Below are 22,125 nucleotides of genomic sequence, written 5' to 3'. Positions count from 1 at the left end.
CCGCGCCGCGACCCTCAGGCCCGAGTGCGGGCCTGCTCGCGCGCCTGGGAGATCGCGAAGAGGGTGACGCTGGCGGCCACGCCGGCGTTGAGGGACTCCAGCGAGCTCGACATCGGGATCGAGACCAGCTGGTCGCAGGTCTCGGCCACCAGGCGCGAGAGGCCCTTGCCCTCGGAGCCGACCACGACCACGAGCGGGCCGTGCACCAGGTCGAGGTCGGGCAGCGAGACGTCGCCGTCAGCGGCCAGGCCGATCACCATGCAGCCGGCGTCCTGGTAGGCCTTGAGCTGACGGGTCAGGTTGACCACCTGCGCGACCGGCACGCGCGCCGCCGCCCCGGCCGAGGTCTTCCAGGCACTCGCGGTCATGCCCGCGGCCCGGCGCTCGGGGATGATCACGCCGTGGGCGCCGAAGCCCGCGGCCGAGCGGACGACCGCGCCGAGGTTGCGCGGGTCGGTGACCGAGTCCAGCGCGACGATCAGCGGCTTCTCGCCGTTGGCCGCGGCCGCGTCGAGGAGGTCGTCGGGGTGGGCGTACTCGTACGCCGGCACCCGCGCCGCCAGGCCCTGGTGCACCGCACCCGAGGTCAGCCGGTCGAGCTCGACACGGGGTACCTCGAGCAGCGAGACGCCCTTGTCGGCGGCGATCGCGAAGACCTCGCGCAGACGACCGTCGCGCTCGGCCCCCTCGGCGACGTACACCGCGGTGATCGGGAGCTCGGCACGCAGCGACTCCAGCACCGAGTTGCGCCCGGCGATCCACTCGTTGTCGCCGCCCTTGGCCGGGCCACCACGACGGGGCTTGGAGGCGGTGGCCTTCTCCGCGCGCTTCGCGGCCTTGTGCGCCTGGTGGTAGGGCCGGTCGGTGGCCTTGGGGGTGGGGCCCTTGCCCTCCAGGCCGCGCCGGACGCGGCCGCCGGAGCCCGCGGTCGGGTTGCCCTTCCCGGTCTTCTTGATCGCGCCCTTGCGCTTGGAGTTACCGGGCATGCTCAACGCTCCATCTCGCCCCGTCAGGGGTGTCCTCGATCTCGATGCCAGCCGCCTTGATCCGGTCGCGGATCGCGTCGGCGGTGGCGAAGTCCTTGCTCGCGCGGGCCTCCGCGCGCTGCTCCAGCAGTCCCTGCACGAGGGCGTCGACGACGCCGCTCAGGTCGGACTGCCCGGTGTCGGCCGCCCACTGCTCGCCCCGGGGGTCCAGGCCGAGCACGTCGAGCATCGCCCGCACCTCGCGGGCCCGCTCCAGGGCGCCCGCGGCGTCGCCGGCGGCCAGCAGCCGGTTGCCGTCGCGCACCGCCTCGTGGACCACCGCCGTGGCGGCCGGGGTGCCGAGGTCGTCGTCCATCGCCGCCACGAACGCGGCGGGCAGCTCGGCGCCGAGGTCGGCCTCGGGCACCCGGTCCAGGAAGCCCTCGATGCGACGGAACGCCGAGGCCGACTCCTCCAGCGCCTCGAAGGAGAACTCCACGGTGGAGCGGTAGTGCGCGGCGACCATGTAGTAGCGCAGCTCGATCCCGCGCACCCGCTCCAGCACCGCCGGCACCAGCAGCGAGTTGCCCAGCGACTTGCTCATCTTCTCGCCGCTGGTGGTGATCCAGGCGTTGTGCATCCAGTACGCCGCGAACGCGTGCCCCGCCGCGCGCGATTGGGCCTGCTCGTTCTCGTGGTGGGGGAAGCGCAGGTCGACGCCGCCGCCGTGGATGTCGAACGCGTCGCCGAGGTACTTCCCGGCCATCGCCGAGCACTCGATGTGCCAGCCCGGACGGCCGCGGCCCCACGGGCTGGGCCAGCTCGCGGTGGTCGGCTCGGAGTCCTTGCGGCCCTTCCACAGGGCGAAGTCGCGGGGGTCGCGCTTGCCGCGGGGGTCCGCGTCGGCGGCGGCCTCCATGTCGTCGATGCCCTGCCGGGTGAGCTCGCCGTACGCCGACCAGGAGCGGACGTCGAAGTAGACGTCGCCCGAGCCGTCCTCGGCCGCGTAGGCGTGCCCGCGCTCGATCAGCAGCTCGATCAGCTCGACCATCTCGGGCACGTGGCCGGTCGCGGCGGGCTCGTAGGTCGGGGGCAGCACGCCGAGGGCGTCGTACGCCCGCCCGAGCTCGCGCAGCATGTCGAAGGCGAGGTTGTACCAGGGCCGGTCCTGCTCGGCGGCCTTGGCGAGGATCTTGTCGTCGATGTCGGTGACGTTGCGGATGAAGTCGACCCGGTAGCCGCTCGCGGTCAGCCAGCGCCGCAGCACGTCGAAGTTGACCGCCGAGCGCACGTGCCCGACGTGCGGCTCGGACTGCACCGTGAGCCCGCAGACGTAGACCCCGACGCGACCCTCGACGCGGGGCACGAAGGGGCGCACGGACCGGGTCGCGGTGTCGTGGAGACGCAGGGAGGACGCAGGTGTCACCCGAGGATCGTACGGGCGCGGGCGCCCGGGCCCCGCCACCGTGCACCGGAGCAGGTGGCGCAGGTCGCAGGAGTGTGACCAAAATGCACCAAAGGGACGCATGGGAATTTACCGTGGACCCGTGACGACCTCCTCCCTGCTCGCCCGCCTGCCCCTGCGCGTCAAGGCGGTCCCGGCCGGCCTGCTGGTGATCGCGGTCGCCGGCGGCGTGCTGTCCGGGCCCGTCCTGCCCCACCGCGCCCGCCTGGCCGCCGCGACCACCCCCACGACCACCACCGGGGTGGCCCCCCGGAACGTGCTGTCCTCCACGAGCTCGACCGCGGCCTTCGGCGCCGGCAAGGCCGAGGGCGTCCGGGTCGCCGCCGGGTCGATCACCTTCGGCCAGGCCGCCGGCACCACGCCCGAGGCCGGTGGCACCTGGGCCTGGACCCGCTGGACCTCCCCCTGGACCACCCCCGGCAACGCGTTCACCGAGCTGGTCCCGTCGTGGGACGCGGTGACCCCGGCCGGCACGTCGGTGCGGGTCGTGGCCCGGCTCCGCTCCTCCTCGGGCGCGACCAGCGGCTGGAAGCAGGTCGCCGACTGGTCCACCGACGACGCCGGCGGGTTCCGGCGCACGTCGGGGGCCGCGCAGCGCGACGCGGTCGCCGGTCTGGCCACCGACACCCTCACCGCCACCTCGGGCTCGCTGGCCTCCTACCAGCTGCGGGTGCTGCTGCTGCGCGCCCCGGGCACCACTGCCACGCCGCGGGTCGACGCCGTGCGCGCGATCGCGACCCGCACCACCGGGGCCAGCGGCACCACCGGCACCGTCACGCCCACCACCCGCGCGCTGCCGGCCCGCGAGCTCACGGTGCCGCGCTACTCCCAGATGACCCACCGCGGGGAGTACCCGCAGTACGGCGGCGGGGGCCAGGCGTGGTGCTCACCGACCTCGCTGTCGATGATCCTGGGCTACTACGGCCGGCTGCCGAGCCCGGCGAGCTACGCCTGGGTCGACCCGCGCGACTCCGACCGGTGGGTCGACCACGTCGCCCGGACGGTCTACGACCACCGCTACCGCGGCGCCGGCAACTGGGCCTTCAACACGGCGTACGCCGCGAGCCAGGTCGGCGACGCGTTCGTCACCCGACTCTCCGACCTGCGCGAGGCCGAGCGGTTCATCGCCTCCGGCATCCCGCTGGCCGCCTCGATCTCCTTCTCCCGCGGGCAGCTCGCCGGCGCCCCGATCGGCGCCACCGCCGGCCACCTCGTCGTGGTCACCGGCTTCACCGCCGCCGGCAACGTCGTGGTCAACGACCCCGCCGCCGCATCGGACGCCACCGTGCGCCGGGTCTACGACCGCGCCCAGTTCGAGCGCGCCTGGGGCCGCTCCCACGGCACCGTCTACGTCGTCCGCGACCCCGCCCACCCGCTCCCGCTGCGGGGGTCCAGCCGGGCGTGGTGAGAGGGCGGCGACTGTTCCCCGGCTAGCCGGGGAACAGTCGGCTTGTCGGCCGAACGTTCACCCGACAAGGTCACTTTTCGCCCGACAACCTCCGGCCCGCCGTACGCCGCCGAGCCCGCCGCACCCCCTGCCGTACGCCGCCGGCCTCAGGTCGCGCTGAACTCCCGCGTCGGCCAGCCCGAGGCGCCGTTGGGCACCACGTCGGTCCGCACGGAGGTCTGGGTGCGCCCGCTCTTGTCGGTCGCCCGGACCACGAGCGTGTGCCGTCCCGCGTCGACCCGGGCGGTGCCCGACCACTGCACCCAGGTGTCGACGCTCGGCACGCCGCCCAGCGTGGCGGCCTGCCAGGCGCCGCCGTCGAGCTGCCACTCGACCTTCTCGATGCCGGTGTGCTGGGCCCAGGCGCTGCCGCCGAAGCGCACCGTGCCGGCCGTGACCGAGGCCCCGTCGCGGGGCACGTCGATGCGGGCCTGGGTCTTGACCGGCCCCTTCTCCGACCAGCCGCGCTGGGTCCAGAAGGCGGAGAAGTCGGCGAAGCGGGTCACCTCGAGGTCCACCACCCACTTCGTCGCCGAGACGTAGCCGTAGAGCCCCGGCACGACCACCCGCACCGGGAAGCCGTGCTCGACGGGCAGCGGCTGGCCGTTCATCGCCACGGCCAGCATCGCGTCGCGGTCGTCGGTCAGGGCGGCCAGCGGCGTACCGCAGGTCCAGCCGTCCTGCGAGGTCTGCAGCACCGCGTCGGCGCCCGGCTTCACGCCGGCCTCGCGCAGCAGGTCGCGCACCAGCACCCCGGACCACCAGGCGTTGCCGATCAGGTCGCCGCCGACCTCGTTGGAGACGCAGCACAGCGTCACCCAGGCCTCGGTCATCTTCCGGTCGACCAGGTCCTGGTAGGTCAGCGTGATCTCGCGGTCGACCATCCCGTGGATGCGCAGCTTCCAGTCGGCCGGCGCGATCGTCGGCGGGGTCAGCGCGGTGTGGATGAGGTAGAAGTCCTGGTTGGAGCTGCGCCACGGCGCGATGCCCGCGACCCCCAGCGTCGCCCCGGCCGGTACGACGCCACGGCTCGCCGGCAGCTTGAGCGCCGACCTCGCCTGCTCGACGCTGCGCTTGCCGCTGGTCACCACACGGCCGGCCACGGCGACCGCGGCGACGACGGCGCCCGTGGCGACCGCGCGCACCAGGAACGCCCGCCGGGCCAGGTCACCCGCCCCGGCTGCCGCGGACGGACCGGTGCGCCGGACGCCCTCCAGCAGGGGCCGGCTCAGCAGGCGGAGCACCGCGATCATCGTGACCAGACCCACCACCAGGCCGGCGGCCGACCCCAGACCCGGGTTCGGCTGCCCCAGCGTGGCCAGCAGGCCGATCGCGGCGAGGACCACGAAGACCACCTCGGGCACCACCGGACGCCGGCGCACCCAGGTGCCGGCCCAGGCGGCGACGGCGAGGACGACGAGCGCCGTACCCCCCACCAGGAGCGGCTTGTCGGCGTGGCCCACGGCGTGGATCAGGAACAGCGCGACCGGGCCCGGGGTCAGGTCGCGCACGACCGCGGCGACGGCCTGGACCGGCCCGGCCGAGGAGCCGAGCACCTGCGCGACGGTCTCGCTGACGACCAGGCCCGAGGCGGCCGCGACGGCGCCGGCGAGGGCCAGACGGCCGCGCTCGGGCTCCCGGGCGCGACGCCTCGAGGTGCCCGGAGGCGTGGCCGGGGCCGGGGGGAGGCCCGGGTCGGCCGGCTGGCCGGCGTACGGCGTCGCCTGGTCGGTGCCGCTCATGCTCACTCCACCTCCTGGGGCCGGGGGGCCCGCTCACGACCGGCCTGTGGCCGGTCACCGGCCATCGTCGCTCGCCGGCCAAGACCGGCCTCGGCTGAGTCCGGCATGATCGGGGCCGTGACCAGCACCCCTCGTCCCGCTCGCCTGCGCACCGGCATCGGCACCGACGTCCACCGGCTCGTCCCTGGTCGTCCGTTGCGGGTGGCCGGACTGGATTGGCCCGACGAGGGGCTGGGCCTGGAGGGCCACTCCGACGCCGACGTCGTCCTGCACGCCGTGTGCGACGCGCTGCTCTCCGCCGCGGGCCAGGGCGACCTGGGCAGCAACTTCGGCACCTCGGAGCCGCAGTGGGCCGGTGCCGCGGGCCACGACCTCCTGGCCGAGACCCTGCGTCGGGTGCGCGCCGCCGGCTTCGAGGTCACCCACGTCGCCTGCCAGCTGATCGGCAACCGCCCCAGGTTCGCCCCCCGCCGCGCCGAGGCCGAGCAGGGCATCGCCGACCGGCACGGCATCACCGTCTCCCTCTCGGCCACCACCACCGACGGCCTCGGCCTCACCGGCCGCGGCGAGGGCCTCGCCGCCATCGCGACCGTCCTGCTGGAGGGCTGAGCGGGGACCGACTGTTCCCCGGCTAGCCGGGGAACAGTCGGCTTGTCGGCCGAACGTTCACCCGACAAGGTCACCTTTCGGCCGACAACCTCCCACCCCACGGACGTACGCCGACCCGGCCCACCCTCGCAGCTCCCGCCGCCCGAGGCCGGGCACACCCGGGCCCCAGCACCTCCGGTCTCGTCCACAGCCGGTCCCCCGGCCAGCCTCGAACCGCCCCCGACGGCCCCGACGGCCCCGCCACGGCCCCACCACGCTCCGGACTCCTGCGAGGATGCGGCATGACGCCTCGACCGGGATCGCTGCTGATCGCCTCGGCGAGCCTGACCGACCCCAGCTTCGCGCGCAGCCTGGTGCTGGTGTGCGAGGCCGGCCCCGAGGGCGCCCTGGGCGTCGTCCTCGACCGGCCGAGCACCTCGCCGGTGGTCGACGTCCTGCCCGGCTGGGGGCCGCTGCTCTCGCCGCCGGGCGTGCTGTTCCAGGGCGGACCGGTCGACACCGACTCCGCCCTCGCCCTGGCCGTCCTCGCGACCCCCACGGGCTCCACCGGCCCACCCGCTCCGCCGGAGGGGTGGCGCGGCCTCGACGACGTCGAGGGGCCCCTGCTCGGCGTCCTCGACCTCGACACCGACCCCGACGACTGGGTGGGGCGGCTCGCGGCCCTCCGGGTCTACGCCGGGTACGCCGGGTGGGGACCCGGCCAGCTCGACGACGAGATCGCCGACGGCGGCTGGCACCTCTCCCCGGCCCGCCCGGCCGACCTCTTCACGGCTCGGCCCGACCGCCTGTGGCACGACGTGCTCCGGCGCCAGGTCGGCCCGGTCTCGCTCCTGACGACCCTGCCCGAGGACCCCGCCCTCAACTGAGCGGCGTACCGCCCGCGACGCAGACCGTCGCGCTCTGGCGCGGGGCTGTGGACGCCCCAGGCCTGGCACAGGCCGAGTGGAGCGTCTCCAACCCCGATGTACATGCGCCACCTGGCCCAGCGCGACGCCCAGCTCCCGCCTACCCGAGCAGCGGCCGGGCGGCTCGCAGGACCTCGCGGTACGCCGACCTCGCGGCCGCGCTCGCGGCAGCGAGGTCCTGGTCGGGCTCGAAGGTCTCGCCCTCGACCTCCCAGGTCGGGGGCGCGTCGGCGCCCGACAGCGCCCAGGCGGCCTGGCGGGCGGCGCCCAGGGCGACGTACTCCGCCGGGGTCGGGGCGAGCACCGGCACCCCGAACATCGCCGCGGCCAGGGTGCGTACGGCGTGCGACCGCGCGGCCCCGCCGACCAGCACGATCCGCTCGAGCACCACACCGGTGTCCCGGACCGCCTCGACCGCGTCGGCCAGGCCGCACAGCAGTCCGTCGACGGCCGCGCGCACGAGGTGGGCCGGGGTGGCGTTGCGGCGGGTCAGGCCGTGCAGCAGGCCGGTCGCGTCGGGCAGCGGCGGCGTGCGCTCACCGTCCAGGAAGGGCAGCAGCACCAGGCCGCCGGCGTCGGGCACCGACAGGGCCAGCTCGTCCAGACGGGTCAGGTCGGTCCCGGCCAGGGACACCGCGGCCTCGAGGACGCGGGCGGCGTTGAGCGTGCAGACCAGGTACAGGAAGCCGCCGGTCGCGTCGGCGAAGCCGGCCACGATGCCGGTGGGGTCCGCGGTCCGCGACGTCGCGGGTGCGAAGACGGTGCCGCTGGTGCCCAGCGAGACCACCACGTCGCCCGGGCGCAACCCCAGTCCGAGCGCGGTCGCCATGTTGTCGCCGGTGCCGGCGCCAAGCAGGACGCCGTCGGGGGTGCGGCCGACGACCTCGGCCGGCCCGGCGACCCGCGGCGTGACCGGCACCCGACCGAGGGCCAGCTCGAGCAGGTCCTGGCGGTAGCCGTCGGCGTCCGACCAGTACCCCGTGCCCGACGCGTCGCCCCGGTCGGTCGTGGCCTGCTCGAGCGGGGCGGACCCCCGAAGCCGGTGGGTCAGGTAGTCGTGGGGCAGCAGCACCGCCGCCGCCCGCGCGGCCACCTCCGGCTCGTGGCGCGCGACCCACCGCAGCTTGGTGACGGTGAAGCTCGCGACCGGCACGGACCCGGTCGCCTCGGCCCACGCCTGCGGGCCGCCGAGCTCCTGCACGAGCGCCTCGGCGTCGGGCGCCGACCGGTTGTCGTTCCACAGCAGCGCGTCGCGGACCGGCTCGCCGGTCTCGTCGAGCAGCACCATCCCGTGCTGCTGACCACCGACCGCGAGCGCCTCGACGCCGTCGAGCAGGTCGGCCGAGGCCTCCTGCCAGGCGGTCCACCAGACCCGCGGGTCCAGCTCGGTGGCGTCGGGGTGCGCGGCCCGTCCCTCGCGGACCACGCGCCCGTCCGCGGCGTCCACGACGACCACCTTGGTGGCCTGGGTCGAGCAGTCCACACCGGCGACCAGGGTCATGCCCGCGACGCTAGCCGGTCCCGCCCCTCCCGGCACGCGAGCGGCCCACCCAGCGGCGTACGCCGGACGCGGACGGCGCGGATCGGGCAGACTCCCCCCGCGGGCCGGAGCCAGACCCGTGACGAGCCGGAAGGATCCCCGAACGTCGATGCGCACCCACGACGGTCACCACCTCAGCGTGACGACGTACGGCCCCGCGGACGCGCCGCTGACGGTCTTCCTGGCGCACTGCTGGACGCTGAACCAGCAGGACTGGCACTACCAGGTGCGCGACCTCCAGCAGGAGTTCGGCCACGGGATCCGCATCGTCACCTGGGACCACCGCGGCCACGGCCACTCCGACCCGGTCCCCCGCAAGCGCGCCCGCATCGCCGTCCTGGCGCGCGACTGGGCCCAGCTGATCGACGAGCTGGCCCCGACCGGCCCGCTGGTCCTGGCGGGGCACTCCATCGGCGGGATGACCCTGATGGCCCTGGCCGAGCGACGTCCGATGATCTTCCAGCGGGTGGTCGGCGTCGCGCTGGTGAGCACCTCCTCGGGCCAGATGGACACCGTGACGCTCGGGCTCCCCGAGGCGGGTCCGCTGGTGCGCGCGCAGATCCCGCGGATGCTCGCGCTCCGGTCCCGGACGCTGTCGCGCCGGGCCCGCCGGCGCGCGCCGATCGTGGAGCGGATGGTGATGCGCCGCTTCGTCTTCGGTCGTCCGCTGCGGCTGGCCGACGCGGCGCTGGCCGTCGAGGGGCTGATCAGCTGCCCGGGCGACACGGTGGTCGGCTACTACGAGGACTGCCTGCGGCACGACCGGGCGCCCGCCCTCGCGGTGCTCGCCGGGATCCCCACCCACGTCCTGGTCGGCACCCGCGACGTCCTGACGCCGCCGTCGCACGCGCGGCGGATCGTGGCGCACGCCCCCGGCGCCGTGCTCACCGTGGCCCCCGACGCGGGCCACATGCTGCCGCTGGAGCGCGACGCGCTGGTCTCGGGCACGCTGATCCGCCTGATCGAGCCCCACCTGTGAGCGTCCGGACCGCCGCCGTGCTGCTGGCCGCGGGCTCGGGCAGCCGGGTCGGCGCCGGCGTCAACAAGGTGCTCCTGGACCTGGACGGCGTCCCCGTCCTGGCCCGGTCGGTGCGCACCGTGCTCGACGTCGCCGGGGTCCACCGGGTCGTCCTGGTCTGCCGCGCCGGGGAGAGCGACGCGGTGCGCGAGGCCGTCGCGCCGCACCTGGGCACCCACGACCTGTGGGTCGTCGAGGGCGGGGCCGAGCGCCACGACTCCGAGTGGCAGGCGCTGCGCGTCCTGACCCCCGACGTCCAGCGGGGCGAGATCGACGTGGTCGCCGTGCACGACGCCGCCCGACCGCTCGCCGACGTGGGCCTGTGGCGACGCACGATCGACGAGGCGTCCCGGCACGGGGCGGCGATCCCGGTCGTGGACTGCCCCCGGCTCTCGGCCCGCGACGGCAGCACCACGGTGGCCGGTCTGGTCGCCGTGCAGACGCCGCAGGCGTTCCGGGCCGCCCCGCTGCTCCAGGCGCACACCCGGGCCCACGCCGAGGGGTTCCGCGGCACCGACACCGCCGCCGTGCTCGCGCGCTACACCGACCTGCCGGTGGTGGCCGTCCCCGGGTCCGCGCGCAACCTCAAGGTGACCTTCCCCGAGGACCTCGCGCTGGCCCGGGAGCTGCTCAGTCGCCGGGCCCCCGCGGATCCCCCCGCAGGGCCGAGCTGAGGGCCTCGAGCACCTCGAGGTCGTCGGGCCCGGTCACCCGGCGGGCCAGGGCGGGAGCCGGCAGGTAGCGGACGGGGACACGGCGTACGAGCTGCGCCACGGTCCGCGCCAGGTCCTCGACCCCGAGCTCCTCCAGCGAGGCCACCACCGACGACGGCAGCACCAGCGGGGACACCACGCACATCAGGGTGTCGCGGTCCACGGTCGCGCCGAGCACGTCGGGCCCCCCGGGCGCCGACCCGTGCTCCTTGACCGTGTCGGTCACCGGGCGTACGCCGACCACGACGGCCCCGGTCCGCTCGCACTCGGCGATCGCCGACTCCAGGAACTCCACCGGCGTCAGCGGGCACAGCGGGTCGTGCACGACGAGCACCCGACCGCTCTCCCGGACGGCCCCGAGCCCCACGCCCCAGTCGAGCAGCTCGACCCCGGCCGTGGTCAGCGCCCACGACGCGGCGGCGACCAGCGACTCGCCGTGCACCAGCGCGTAGGGCAGCGACCCGCGCCCCTCGACCGGCACGAACCCCAGGGCGCCCGGCTCCTCGTCGTACATGCGACCCACCCTAGGGCCGGCCCCGGGTGATCAGTCCTCCCGGCAGGGCGAGGGCCTCGGCGGGCGTCGTGGCCACACATTTGTGTAGCGGATGCAGCGGATCGGGCTCGAAGTGGTGCAGTTGCTACACAAATGTGTGGCCGACGCACCCACCCGCCGACCCCCAGACACGCCACGAGCCCCCCGGTCGTGATGACCGGGGGGCTCGTGGGCGACGGCGGCGGGAACGCCTCCGTCGGGTGGATCAGGAGGCCAGGACCTCGTCGAGGATGGTCTCGGCCTTGTCCTCGTTGGTGTGCTCGGCCAGGGCCAGCTCGGAGACGAGGATCTGGCGCGCCTTGGCCAGCATCCGCTTCTCGCCGGCCGACAGCCCGCGGTCGCGCTCACGGCGCCACAGGTCGCGGACGACCTCGGCCACCTTCATGACGTCGCCCGAGTGCAACTTCTCCAGGTTGGCCTTGTAACGACGCGACCAGTTGGTCGGCTCGTCCGGCACCACGGCACGCAGGACCTCGAAGACGCGGTCGAGACCGGCCTTGTCGACGACGTCACGGACGCCGACCAGGTCGAGGTTGCACGAGGGCACCCGGACGACCAGGTCCTGTTGGGCCACGATGCGGAGAACGAGGTACTGCTTCTCCTCACCCTTGATGGAGCGCATCTCGATGTCTTCGATGACTGCGGCCCCGTGATTCGGATAGACGACCGTTTCGCCGACGGTGAATGTCATATGTAGTGAACCCCTTTCGAGGTGACCAGTCTAACACGGTTGTGGACCGCACCTTTCGACCGTTTGCGCAGGTCAGCGCGCTAAACGGGGCTTGACAGGGCGCTATTTCGTGTGCAGCGCGAGGGCCCGGGGACACGGTCGGGCTTGCCGGAACCTGCCCACGACCAGCACCGATGCTCGATACTGCGACCCATGAGCAGCTCCCCCGGCACCGAGGCCAGTCCGACCCCGGTCCCACCCCCGAAGAAGGGCCGCAGAGGCACCCGCGGCACCTCGGACGAGGCCGGTCGCGACGGCACGAGCGGACGGGCCGACGACGCCGGCGCGGGCGGCGCACGGGCTCAGGTCGGCGCCCTGCTGCGAGCCACCCACCCGCGCCAGGCGCTGGCCTTCGCGGTGGTCGTCGGCGCCCTGTGCGCCCTGATGGGTCGGCCCGTGCGCGAGGTCGCGCTGAGCGCGCTGGTGGTGCTGCTGTCCCAGCTGGCCCTGGGCCTGATCGACGACGTCGTCGACATCGACGTGGACCGTCGCTCCGGGGCCAGTGGCAAGCCGCTGGCCGAGGACCGGGCCGCGCGCGGCAACGCCACCTTCCTGGTGGCCGCGATCGTGATCGTCCTGGTCCCGCTCTCGCTCCAGCTCGGGACGGCGGCCGGGCTGTTCCTGCTCGGCACCCTGGTGGTGGGCTTCGTGCAGGACCGCTACCTCCAGGGCACCCCGGCGTCCCCGCTCGGGTGGGCCGCGACGTTCGCCCTGCTGGTCTGCTTCCTGGCCTACGGCGGCTGGGCCAAGGAGTCCGTGGGGACCGCCCCCGTGACGACCTTCCTGGTGCTGGCCGCGGTGCTCGGCGTCCTGGTGCACTTCCTGACCACACTGCCCGACCTGGTCGAGGACAACGAGGCCGGCGTACGCAGCCTCCCGTTGCGCGTCGCGCTGCGCACGGGCGCACCTCGCCTGTTGGTCGTCACCGGCGTGCTGACGGTCGCCACGGTGGCCGCGCTCGTGTGGACGGCCCTCGCGGTGGGCATCGCACGCTGAGCGATACGATTCGCCACGCCCGCAGAACCGTCGAGAGGAACCGCTCCGCCATGTTGACGTCAACCCGTCGTCGCCTCGCAGCCGCGTCCCTCGTGCTGCTCGCCCCGCTCACCGCGTCCTGCGGTTTCGGCTACCAGACCGACAAGGTCTACCAGCCCGGCGTCGGCACCGACGACCGCTCCACGACCGTCGACGTGCTGGCCTCGGTCATCGTCAGCGGAAGCAAGGGCTCGGGCACCTACATCTCGTCGCTGGTCAACAAGAGCCAGACCAAGACCATCACCCTCACGGGCATCACGGGCCCGTCGGGGGCCGAGGTGAAGCTCGCCGGCCCCGTCAAGGTCCCGGCCGGCGGCCTGGTCAACCTGGCCAACGAGCCCGCGATCAGCGTCACCGGCTCGAAGGTGGAGTCCGGCGCCAACCTCCGGCTCACGTTCACCTTCGACGACGGCGTCACCACCAAGATCAACGTGCCCGTGGTCGACCAGACCGGGGAGTACGCCACTGTCGGCGCCTCCCCGACCGAGTCGTCCTCGCCGTCCCCCTCGGGCTCCGCGAGCCCCTCGGGATCGGCCAGCCCGTCCGGCTCCGCCAGCCCCTCGGAGTCGGCGAGCCCCTCGTCGACCTCGACCCCCTAGCGCGGTCCTGACGCCGGCCCGACGGGGCCGCACGGGCCGCGATCCTGAGTTTTTCTCAGGATCTCGACCCCCCCGAACGGCCCGGTTCCCGCCTGGCGAGACGATTACCGTCCAGTAGGCGAGACTTACGGTCCATCATCCGGACAGTCTCGATGGGTGGACGCTCGTTCTGCGGGGTACGCCTCTTTTGTCCACGGATCTCCCGTGGGCATGGGAGGAGAACCACATGTCACATCTCGGAGCCATCAGACGGCTCAGCCCCGCGGGGTTGATCGCCGTCGTGCTGACGATCTCCATGAGCCTGGTCGGGATCGGGGTCGGCTCCGCCGGCGCCGCCACCGCCCCGGGTCGCCTGCACGCCACCGCCAAGCACGTCAAGGTCACCGCACCCGTCACCGGGGTCACCGCGGCCGGCCAGCAGGTGCGCGCGGTGTTCATCCCCAAGCGCGTCGTCGCCTCCGGCGACGGCATGGTCGCCCAGGGCATCCTGCGGGGCCGCATCGTCAAGCCCGGCAAGGACGCACGCTTCCGCCAGGCCGCCACCATGCCGGTGAGCGCCGTCGACGGCCGCGCCGTCCCGGCCACCACGCCCTCGGCGCGCGCCGCTGCGGCCGCGTTCCCGCCCGCTCCGGCGGCCGGTGCGTGCAACGTGCTCAACCTGGTGCTGGCGCCCCTGGACCTCAACGTCCTCGGTCTCCAGGTGCACCTCGACCAGGTCGTGCTCAACGTCGTGGCCCAGTCGGGCGCCGGGCAGCTGCTCGGCAACCTGCTGTGCTTCGTGGCCGGGCTGCTCGACGCGGGCAGCCCGCTGTCGAACCTGCTGACCCAGCTGACGGGCCTGCTCAACCAGATCATCGGTGCCCTGGGGCGTCTGACGGTCTGAGTCGAGCGCGCCGATCCCCGGGTCGGCGTACGGCACGAGGGGCCGGGGGCGGCGGACGGGAGGGTCCGCCGCCCCCGGTCTTGTCTAGGATCGCGGTCATGAGCGAGCCCACCCGGACCCTGATCCTGCTGCGCCACGGCGAGAGCGACTGGAACGCCAAGAACCTCTTCACGGGGTGGGTCGACGTGGCCCTGACCGAGAAGGGGCGCGGCGAGGCCGTCGCCGGCGGCGAGCAGCTCCTCGAGGCGGGCCTGCTCCCCGACGTCGTGCACACCTCGCTGCTGCGGCGCGCGATCACCACCGCCCACCTCGCGCTGGACGCGGCGGACCGCCACTGGATCCCCGTGCGCCGCTCCTGGCGCCTCAACGAGCGCCACTACGGCGCCCTCCAGGGCAAGGACAAGAAGCAGACGCTGGCGGAGTACGGCGAGGAGCAGTTCATGACCTGGCGCCGCTCCTTCGACACCCCGCCGCCGCCCATCGAGCCCGACGACCGGTGGGCCCAGACCGGTGACCCGCGGTACGCCGACCTCGGCGACGACCTGCCCGCGACCGAGTGCCTCGCCGACGTGATCGAGCGGATGCTGCCCTACTGGGAGTCGGCGATCGTACCCGACCTCGACGCCGGCCGCACCGTGCTCGTGGCCGCCCACGGCAACAGCCTGCGCGCGATCGTCAAGCACCTCGACGGCATCAGCGACGAGGACATCGCCGGCCTGAACATCCCCACCGGCCAGCCGCTCGTCTACCAGCTCGACGCGTCCGGCTCACCGGTGGAGAAGGGCGGCCGATACCTCGACCCCGAGGCCGCCCGCGCCGCCGCCGACGCCGTCGCCAACCAGGGTCGCTGACCCGGAGCGCCCGCCCGGCGCCCTGGGAGCACCACCCACGGCGCAGCAGCCGCCACACATTTGTGTAGCGGATGCAGCAGATCGAGGGTCCCGACGCTGCAACTGCTACACAAATGTGTAGCCGTTGCAGCCGAGCCCCCGCCGACCACCGCCCTCAGCGTGTGGGGAAGTGGACCCGCCAGGCGTCCCGGAGCGGGGGCGTACGCCGTCCCCGGCCGGCGAGCGCCGAGACGACCCGCCGCAGGGTGACGTCGGGCTCCTTGAAGATCCCGTCAGCCGTCACGACGACGAAGCGCCAGCCCAGGGCCTCGAGCTTCTCGCGGCGGACCAGGTCGCTCTCCCACTGCGCCTCGCGCTCTGCGTGGTGCCGACCGTCGTACTCGATCGCGACCATCGACTCGGCGTACGCCAGGTCCAGGAACCGCTCACCGTCCGCGGTGCGCACGAGGTGGTTGACCACGGGCTCCGGCAACCCGGCCAGTGACAGGAGCAGGCGGAGGCGACTCTCCATGGGGGAGTCGACACGGTCACGGACGTGAGCCGCTCCCCGACGGGCCCGACGGGAGTGCCACCGCTGCGTCCCCGCGCAGAACGTCCGGAGCTCGTACGCCGTGAACAGTCCCCGCCGAGCCATCGCGTCCCCCACGACCACGAGGTCGACCAGGCTGAGCACGCCGGCGAGCTCGATGAAGAGGTCGAGCGGTGACGGGAGGGTCAACCCGCTGCTGTGCTGGACGGTGGTGATCTCACGACACTGCACGTGGCACGCGATGCCCGGGCGCTGCCGCCGCTCGTCCTGCTGCGCCGCGGTGACGTGCACCCGGTCCGTCGCCGGGACCGGCAGGCCCATGACCTCCGCGGCCGTGGTGTGGCTGAGGTGGGCGGTGGGCAGGTGCAACGCGAGCGCCGCCCGTGCGCGGACCATCGGGGTCAGCTCGACGGAGCGGTCGACGTACACGTCGTGGAACAACCGCTGGAACCGGTTCCCCCGACCGGTCGGGTCCAGCCCGTGCCTGAGGGCGAGGTCGCGGGTGAAGGGCCTGGTGGTGTCGAGATCCGAGTGGCGCACGACCCCAGCCTCGGGAACGCGCGACCCGGAGCACACCGGCCTCGATCGGCCTGTGGACGGAGCGCCACGCCGACGGGGTTGTGGACGCCCCGGCCGCGGTGAGCCGAGGCGTACAGCGCGCCCGACCCCACACATTTGTGTAGCGGATGCGTCAGGAAGAGCCGATCACGCTGCATCCGCTACACAAATGTGTGGCGACCGCAGCGACCGCACCGGGGCCAGAACCCGGCGCGCGGCGGACCAGCCCGTCAGGCGTACTGCGGGTGCTCGCCGGTGACCAGGAAGACCACCCGGCGGGCGATCGACACGGCGTGGTCGGCGATGCGCTCGTAGTACCGGCCCAGGAGGGCGATGTCGACGGCCGGCTCGACGCCGTAGGTCCACTCGGAGCCGAGCAGGTCGCGGAAGGAGTTGCGGCGCAGCTTGTCCATCTCCTGGTCGACCTGCTCGAGCTCCTCGGCCGCGGCGACGTCGGACTCGGCGATGATGTGCTCGACCTTGGCGATCATCACCTCGGCGACCGTGGCCATCCGCTCGATCATCGGGACGACCGACTCGGGCACGGCGATCTCGGGGACGCGCAGGCGGGCGATCTTGGCGACGTGGACGGCGAGGTCACCCATCCGCTCGAACTCCGAGACCATCCGCAGCGACGCGACGAGCATCCGCAGGTCGCCCGCGACGGGGTTCTGCAGGGAGAGCAGCTCGAAGGAGCGCTCCTCGAGCTTCTCGCGGAGGGCGTCGATGGCGGCGTCGTTGGAGATCACTTGCTCGGCGCGCTGGCCGTCCCCCTCGAGCAGGGCGGTGGTGCCCTCGGTGAGCGCCTCGCGCACGAGGCGGGCCATGGCCACGAGGTCGTCGCGGATGGAGTCGAGCTGGTCGGAGAAGGCGTCGCGCATGAGGTGCACGGTACGTCGGTCGGGTGAAGCCTTGGATTTCTTTCGTGAACTGGCGGTGAACAGCCCCCGAAGGCCGCCTCGCGTGGCCGAACGTGGGGTGAATCCCTGCGTACGATCGCACCTGTGAGCCCGACCCTCCAGGCCCTCCTCTTCGCGCTGCTGGGCGCCGTGCTCGGCGGCGGTGCGGTGCTGGCCTTCCGGGTCTCCGAGCGCCAGCTGCGCACCGTCGAGATCCCGGAGCCGCCCCTGCCGCCGGGGGTCGCGGCGGTGCTCTCGGTCCTGCGCAGCAGCGCGCTCGTCGTCGACGGCAGCGACCAGGTCCTCAAGGCCTCCGCGCCCGCCATCGCGATGGGGATCGTGCGCGGGTCGGCCATCACCGAGCGCGAGCTCGCCGAGCTGGTCCAGCAGGTACGCCGCGACGGACAGATCCGCGAGACCGAGCTGCTCATGCAGCGCGAGGGCCTGCCGCCCCGGCACGTCACCGCCCGGGTGGCGCCGCTGTCCTCCCAGCTGGTGCTGGCCCTGGTCGAGGACCGCACCCGCGAGCGGCGCGTCGAGTCCATCCGCCGCGACTTCGTGGCCAACGTCAGCCACGAGCTGAAGACCCCGGTGGGTGCGATCAAGCTGCTCTCCGACGCCGTCATCGAGGCCGCCGACGACCCCGAGGCCGTCCAGCGCTTCGCCGGGCGGATGCACAAGGAGAGCGAGCGGCTGGCCCGTCTCGTGCAGCAGATCATCGAGCTGTCCCGCCTCCAGGGCGACGACCCGCTGGACGAGCCCGTGGCGGTCGAGGTCGACCGGATCATCGAGCGGGCCATCGACGAGAGCGCGACCGACGCCCAGTCGCGCCACATCGAGCTGGTCCACGACGGCGCCCCCGGCCTGGTGCTGCTGGGCAACCGCGAGCAGGTCGCCGTCGCGGTCAGCAACCTGGTCGCCAACGCGGTGTCGTACTCCCCCGAGGGCTCCTCGGTCGTGGTCGCCGCCACGCCCCACGACACCACCCTCGACATCACCGTCACCGACCGCGGCATCGGCATCCCGGCGCGGGAGATCGACCGGATCTTCGAGCGCTTCTACCGCGTCGACCCCGCCCGCCACCGCTCCACCGGCGGCACCGGCCTGGGCCTGTCGATCGTCAAGCACGTCGCGGCCTCCCACGGCGGCGAGGTGCGGGTGTGGTCGGTCGAGGGCCAGGGGTCGACGTTCACCCTGACCCTGCCGCGCAAGCCCGGACCGGCCGACCTCGACGGGCGCACCGACCTCGCGGACACCGCCGCCACCCCGACCCGGACCGGCGACAGACCCGCCCCCGACCTGACCACCCGGCGCGCAGGCGCGCCCACGAAGGAGATCGCGTGAACCTCCCCCTGCCCCACCTGACGGTCGCCTCCCTGCCCGGGGCGAGCGCATGACGCGGGTCCTGGTCGTCGAGGACGAGGAGAGCTACAGCGACGCCCTGGCCTACATGCTGCGCAAGGAGGGCTTCGAGGTGGCCATCGCGGCCACCGGCGACGAGGCCCTGGTCGAGTTCGACCGCGCGGGCGCCGACATCGTGCTGCTCGACCTGATGCTGCCCGGCATCCCCGGCACCGAGGTGTGTCGCCAGATCCGGCAGACCTCCAACGTGCCGGTGATCATGGTCAGCGCCAAGGACGACGAGGTCGACAAGGTGGTCGGGCTCGAGCTCGGCGCCGACGACTACGTCACCAAGCCCTACTCCCCCCGCGAGCTGGTCGCGCGCATCCGCGCGGTCCTGCGCCGCGGCGTCGAGCCCGACCTGGCGCCGGCCACCCTCGAGGTGGGGTCGGTGCGGATGGACGTCGAGCGCCACATCGTCACCCTCGGCGGCGCCGAGGTGCGGCTACCGCTGAAGGAGTTCGAGCTCCTGGAGATGTTCCTGCGCAACCCCGGCCGGGTGCTGACCCGCGGCCAGCTGATCGACCGGGTCTGGGGCTCGGACTACGTCGGCGACACCAAGACCCTCGACGTCCACGTCAAGCGCCTGCGGGCCAAGCTCGAGAGCAACCCCGCCGAGCCCAAGCTGCTGACCACCGTGCGCGGACTGGGCTACAAGCTCGACCTCTGAGAGCGGTGTCGGCGGTCGTCCCTACCCTGAGGGCGTGACCACCTCGACCCCCACGGACGCCGGAGCGACGACGACGCCGCAGACGCCCACCTGGCTGCCCGTCGCCGCCGTCGCGTGCACGCTGCTGTTCTGGGCCTCCGCGTTCGTCGCGATCCGCCACCTGGCCGCCGACTTCACTCCCGGCGCGCTCTCGCTGGGCCGGCTGCTGGTCGGTGCCGTGGTGCTCGGCGTGGTGGCCGTCGCCCGCGGCCTCCCGCGTCCCACGGGGCGCGAGTGGGTCTCCATCGTGGTGATCGGGGTGCTGTGGTTCGGCGTCTACAACGTCGCCCTCAACGCCGGCGAGCGGCAGGTCGACGCCGGCACGGCCGCGATGCTGATCCAGGTCTCGCCCGTGCTGATCGCGGTGCTGGCCGCGGTCTTCCTGGGCGAGCGGTTCACCGCACCGCTCGTGCTCGGCCTGGCGCTGGCCTTCGGCGGGGTCGCCCTGATCGCGCTGTCCCACGGCGGCTCGGGCGCCGACAACGACGTGACCGGGGTGCTGCTCTGCCTGGTCAGCGCAGCGGCGTACGCCGTGAGCCTGATCCTGCAGAAGCCCCTGGTCGGGCGGCTCGCCGCGGTCCACGTGACCTGGCTGGCCTGCACCATCGGGGCGGTCAGCTGCCTGCCCTTCGCCGGCGACCTGGTCTCCCAGGTGCGCGCCGCCCCGGCGTCCTCGTCGTGGTGGCTGGTCTACCTCGGCGTCTTCCCCACGGCGATCGCCTTCACGACGTACGCCTTCGCGCTGCGGCACACCAGCGCCAGCCGCCTGGGCGTGACCACCTACCTGGTGCCGGTGATCACGGTCGTGCTCGGGCTGGTGTTCCTGGGCGAGGCCCCGCCCGCGATGGCGTACGCCGGCGGCGTGCTCGCCCTGCTCGGCGTCAGCCTCTCCCGCCGCCGACCGCGCAGCGCGCGCACCCGGACCTGACCGCGGCCGTCCGGGACAGCCACCTACTCCGGCGGCGACCCCAGGTCGTCGAGGCGCAGCGGGCCCCGGAAGGCCTCGAGGTTGCGGGTCGGCTCGCCGCGGGAGACCCGCCACTCCCACTCCTTGCGGATCGAGGAGGCGAACCCCAGCTCGAGCAGGGTGTTGAACGAGCCGTCGGCGTACTCCAGCGCGGCGCCGAGCAGCCGGTCGATCTCCTCGGGAGTCGCGGCCTCGAGCGGCAGCTTGGCGTCGAGGTAGATGTCGCCGACGCCGTCGAGGGCGAACGCGAAGGCGTACATCTTCATGTTGCGCTCGAGCATCCAGCGGTAGACGCCCTCGAAGTTCTCGTCGGGGCGCCGGCACACGAACGCGTGCACGCCCAGCGCGTGGGTGGCGACGTCGAAGCGGCACGGGGTCTGGAGCTTCTTCTCCCCGGGCAGGTCGACGCTCAGCGAGGTGGGCGTGACGTGGCTCCAGGTCAGGCCGGCCTCGTCGAAGACCTGCACGAGCGCGTCCAGCGTGCGGCGGCGGGCCGGGTCGAGCTCGGCGGTGGGCTCCGTCGGCTGCGTGGCCGGCTGGGCCGTCGCCTGGGTCGTCGGCTGGGCGGGGGAGGCGGGCTCGGTCACGCCCCGATCATGACAGGCACGCCTGGGCCGCAGGCCTCAGAGCACGGCGCCCGTGACGTCGGCGCGCATCTTCTCGCTCGCCCGGGCGTAGACGCCGAGCATCACCTCGGCGGTCCGGTCCCAGCCGAACTGTCCCGCGTGGGCCGCGGCGCCGGCCGCCAGGCGGTCGCGCAGCCCCGGCTCGAGGAGCACGCGCTCGAAGGCGGCGGCGTACGACGCAGGCTCGTGACCGTCGACCAGGATCCCGGAGACCCCGTCGGCCACGGCCGTGCGCAGCCCGCCGACGCCGGCGGCGACGACGGGGGTGCCGGTGGCCTGGGCCTCGACGGCGACCAGCCCGAAGCTCTCGTTGTACGACGGGACGCAGACCAGCGTGGAGGCGGCGTACCAGTCGACGAGGCGGTCCTGGGCCACCGGCGGCACGAACCGCACCACCCCGCCCAGGTCGAGCTCGTCGGTCAGCCGGGCGAGCGCGTCGGGGTGCTCCAGCCCGGACCCGGACGGGCCGCCGACGACCGCCACGGTGAGCGAGGAGCGCAGCTCGGGGCGCCGCTCGAGCAGCACCGCGACCGCGCGCAGCATCACGTCGGGCGCCTTGAGCGGCTGGATCCGGCCGACGAAGGTGATCAGCGGCCCGGTCGCGGGCAGCCCCAGGCGCTCGCGGGCGCCGGCCTGGTCGGTGGCGCGGAAGCGCGCGAGGTCGACGCCGGGGTGCACGACCTCGACCCGGCCGGGGTCGGCGGCGTAGAGGTCGAGCAGCTCGCGCGCCTCCTCGTCGGTGTTGGCCACGAGCATGTCGGCCGAGGCCACCACCTGCTCCTCGCCGATCAGGCGGGCCAGCGGCTCGGGGGTGTCCCCGGCGGCGAGCGCGGCGTTCTTCACCTTGGCCATCGTGTGCATCGTGTGCACCAGCGGCACGCCCCACCGGTCGCGGGCGAGCGCCCCGACCTGGCCGCTGAGCCAGTAGTGGCTGTGCACGACGTCGTAGTAGCCGGGCGGGTGGTAGGCCTCGGCGCGCAGGACCTCGCGGGCGAAGACGCACAGCTGGGCGGGCAACTCGTGCTTGGTCAGGCCCTCGTAGGGACCGGCGGAGACGTGGTGGACGCGGATGCCGTCGGAGACGTCCACGACCGGGTCGAGCGCCCCGCCCGTCGCGCGGGTGAACACGTCGATCTCGACCCCGCGGGCGGCCAGGCGCCGGGCCAGCTCCAGCACGTAGACGTTCATCCCGCCCGCGTCACCCGTGCCCGGCTGGTCGAGCGGGGAGGTGTGCAGGCTGACCATGGCGACCCGGCGGATGGCGGGGTCTACCGGCGCACCGGCGTACGGCGTGGCGAGCGTCATGAGGCACCTCCAGGGAGCCAACCCCCGTCGGCGGCCCCGCATTCCGCCCCTATCATCCAAGGGACGCTGCGCCACC

The 22,125-nt window shown here is 74.0% G+C and carries 22 protein-coding genes; 12 read left to right on the top strand and 10 right to left on the bottom strand.

The genetic code is table 11. From position 1 onward, the window contains the following. Nucleotides 1-14: 14 nt before the first annotated feature. The gene (gene rlmB, locus ACYVDA_RS11545; RefSeq protein WP_460818507.1) at nt 15-986 is read right to left on the bottom strand and encodes a 23S rRNA (guanosine(2251)-2'-O)-methyltransferase RlmB; all 972 of its coding nucleotides are present in this window, start codon (nt 984-986) and stop codon (nt 15-17) included. Continuing rightward, nucleotides 976-2,391, bottom strand: coding sequence for a cysteine--tRNA ligase (gene cysS, locus ACYVDA_RS11540; protein WP_460818506.1), 1,416 nt, complete (start codon nt 2,389-2,391; stop codon nt 976-978). The genes rlmB and cysS overlap by 11 nt, the downstream gene beginning before the upstream one ends. 121 nt (nt 2,392-2,512) lie before the next feature. On the opposite strand from cysS, the gene ACYVDA_RS11535 reads away from it, so the two are divergent. Next, complete coding sequence (locus ACYVDA_RS11535; protein ID WP_460818505.1) at nt 2,513-3,838, top strand: C39 family peptidase; 1,326 nt, start codon at nt 2,513-2,515, stop codon at nt 3,836-3,838. A 146-nt stretch (nt 3,839-3,984) separates the two neighbouring features. Here ACYVDA_RS11535 and ACYVDA_RS11530 read toward each other — a convergent pair whose 3' ends face one another. After that, the gene (locus ACYVDA_RS11530; protein ID WP_460818504.1) at nt 3,985-5,619 is read right to left on the bottom strand and encodes a molybdopterin-dependent oxidoreductase; all 1,635 of its coding nucleotides are present in this window, start codon (nt 5,617-5,619) and stop codon (nt 3,985-3,987) included. Between the two features lie 117 nt (nt 5,620-5,736). Between ACYVDA_RS11530 and ispF the strand changes: the two genes are divergently transcribed. Together ispF and ACYVDA_RS11520 are read left to right on the top strand one after the other, a co-directional pair. Beyond that, entirely contained in the window at nt 5,737-6,228 is a 492-nt protein-coding gene (ispF, locus tag ACYVDA_RS11525; RefSeq protein ID WP_460818503.1) for a 2-C-methyl-D-erythritol 2,4-cyclodiphosphate synthase, read from the top strand. Nucleotides 6,229-6,509: 281 nt separating this feature from the next. Continuing rightward, the gene (locus ACYVDA_RS11520; protein WP_460818502.1) at nt 6,510-7,094 is read left to right on the top strand and encodes a YqgE/AlgH family protein; all 585 of its coding nucleotides are present in this window, start codon (nt 6,510-6,512) and stop codon (nt 7,092-7,094) included. Nucleotides 7,095-7,233: 139 nt separating this feature from the next. Here ACYVDA_RS11520 and xylB read toward each other — a convergent pair whose 3' ends face one another. After that, complete coding sequence (xylB, locus tag ACYVDA_RS11515) at nt 7,234-8,634, bottom strand: xylulokinase (RefSeq protein WP_460818501.1); 1,401 nt, start codon at nt 8,632-8,634, stop codon at nt 7,234-7,236. A gap of 148 nt (nt 8,635-8,782) precedes the next feature. On the opposite strand from xylB, the gene ACYVDA_RS11510 reads away from it, so the two are divergent. Together ACYVDA_RS11510 and ACYVDA_RS11505 are read left to right on the top strand one after the other, a co-directional pair. After that, nucleotides 8,783-9,652: an alpha/beta fold hydrolase gene (locus ACYVDA_RS11510; protein WP_460818500.1), complete on the top strand. Its 870-nt coding sequence runs from the start codon at nt 8,783-8,785 to the stop codon at nt 9,650-9,652. Beyond that, nucleotides 9,649-10,365, top strand: a complete 717-nt coding sequence (locus ACYVDA_RS11505) for an IspD/TarI family cytidylyltransferase (RefSeq protein ID WP_460818499.1) — start codon at nt 9,649-9,651, stop codon at nt 10,363-10,365. The genes ACYVDA_RS11510 and ACYVDA_RS11505 overlap by 4 nt, the downstream gene beginning before the upstream one ends. On the opposite strand, the gene ACYVDA_RS11500 is transcribed toward ACYVDA_RS11505, so the two are convergent. Both ACYVDA_RS11500 and ACYVDA_RS11495 read right to left on the bottom strand, forming a co-directional pair. After that, nucleotides 10,322-10,918, bottom strand: coding sequence for a 2-C-methyl-D-erythritol 4-phosphate cytidylyltransferase (locus ACYVDA_RS11500; RefSeq protein WP_460818498.1), 597 nt, complete (start codon nt 10,916-10,918; stop codon nt 10,322-10,324). The genes ACYVDA_RS11505 and ACYVDA_RS11500 overlap by 44 nt on opposite strands. Before the next feature lie 244 nt (nt 10,919-11,162). Continuing rightward, entirely contained in the window at nt 11,163-11,648 is a 486-nt protein-coding gene (locus ACYVDA_RS11495) for a CarD family transcriptional regulator (RefSeq protein WP_460818497.1), read from the bottom strand. A gap of 192 nt (nt 11,649-11,840) precedes the next feature. On the opposite strand from ACYVDA_RS11495, the gene ACYVDA_RS11490 reads away from it, so the two are divergent. The 4 genes from ACYVDA_RS11490 (at nt 11,841) to ACYVDA_RS11475 (ending at nt 15,055) form a co-directional block, all read left to right on the top strand. Next, complete coding sequence (locus ACYVDA_RS11490) at nt 11,841-12,683, top strand: UbiA family prenyltransferase (RefSeq protein WP_460818496.1); 843 nt, start codon at nt 11,841-11,843, stop codon at nt 12,681-12,683. A gap of 50 nt (nt 12,684-12,733) precedes the next feature. Then, the gene (locus tag ACYVDA_RS11485; RefSeq protein WP_460818495.1) at nt 12,734-13,321 is read left to right on the top strand and encodes a hypothetical protein; all 588 of its coding nucleotides are present in this window, start codon (nt 12,734-12,736) and stop codon (nt 13,319-13,321) included. Between the two features lie 226 nt (nt 13,322-13,547). Next, nucleotides 13,548-14,204: a hypothetical protein gene (locus tag ACYVDA_RS11480; protein ID WP_460818494.1), complete on the top strand. Its 657-nt coding sequence runs from the start codon at nt 13,548-13,550 to the stop codon at nt 14,202-14,204. Between the two features lie 98 nt (nt 14,205-14,302). Next, complete coding sequence (locus tag ACYVDA_RS11475; protein ID WP_460818493.1) at nt 14,303-15,055, top strand: phosphoglyceromutase; 753 nt, start codon at nt 14,303-14,305, stop codon at nt 15,053-15,055. 154 nt (nt 15,056-15,209) lie between these two features. Here the strand turns inward: ACYVDA_RS11475 and ACYVDA_RS11470 are convergent, their stop codons facing one another. Beyond that, nucleotides 15,210-16,124, bottom strand: a complete 915-nt coding sequence (locus tag ACYVDA_RS11470) for an endonuclease domain-containing protein (RefSeq protein WP_460818492.1) — start codon at nt 16,122-16,124, stop codon at nt 15,210-15,212. Nucleotides 16,125-16,372: 248 nt separating this feature from the next. Next, nucleotides 16,373-17,023 carry a phosphate signaling complex protein PhoU gene (gene phoU / locus ACYVDA_RS11465; protein WP_460818491.1) on the bottom strand — a complete coding sequence of 217 codons (651 nt, stop codon included), beginning with the start codon at nt 17,021-17,023 and terminating at the stop codon, nt 16,373-16,375. 123 nt (nt 17,024-17,146) lie between these two features. Here phoU and ACYVDA_RS11460 point away from each other — a divergent pair, with 123 nt between their 5' ends. From ACYVDA_RS11460 to ACYVDA_RS11450, 3 genes are read left to right on the top strand one after another with little or no spacing between them, the layout of a single operon-like run. Continuing rightward, complete coding sequence (locus ACYVDA_RS11460; protein ID WP_460818490.1) at nt 17,147-18,385, top strand: sensor histidine kinase; 1,239 nt, start codon at nt 17,147-17,149, stop codon at nt 18,383-18,385. A gap of 49 nt (nt 18,386-18,434) precedes the next feature. Then, nucleotides 18,435-19,112: a response regulator gene (locus ACYVDA_RS11455; RefSeq protein WP_460818489.1), complete on the top strand. Its 678-nt coding sequence runs from the start codon at nt 18,435-18,437 to the stop codon at nt 19,110-19,112. 34 nt (nt 19,113-19,146) lie between these two features. Then, on the top strand, nt 19,147-20,079 hold the full coding sequence (locus ACYVDA_RS11450) for a DMT family transporter (protein ID WP_460818488.1): 933 nt from the start codon (nt 19,147-19,149) through the stop codon (nt 20,077-20,079). Between the two features lie 23 nt (nt 20,080-20,102). Here the strand turns inward: ACYVDA_RS11450 and ACYVDA_RS11445 are convergent, their stop codons facing one another. Together ACYVDA_RS11445 and mshA are read right to left on the bottom strand one after the other, a co-directional pair. After that, nucleotides 20,103-20,705 (bottom strand): type III secretion system chaperone family protein, encoded by a 603-nt coding sequence (locus ACYVDA_RS11445; RefSeq protein ID WP_460818487.1) that lies wholly within the window; start codon nt 20,703-20,705, stop codon nt 20,103-20,105. A 36-nt stretch (nt 20,706-20,741) separates the two neighbouring features. After that, nucleotides 20,742-22,049, bottom strand: a complete 1,308-nt coding sequence (mshA, locus tag ACYVDA_RS11440) for a D-inositol-3-phosphate glycosyltransferase (RefSeq protein WP_460818486.1) — start codon at nt 22,047-22,049, stop codon at nt 20,742-20,744. Nucleotides 22,050-22,125: the final 76 nt, after the last annotated feature.

Source organism: Nocardioides korecus (assembly GCF_054778395.1).
This window is presented reverse-complemented; position numbering and strand designations above follow the sequence as displayed.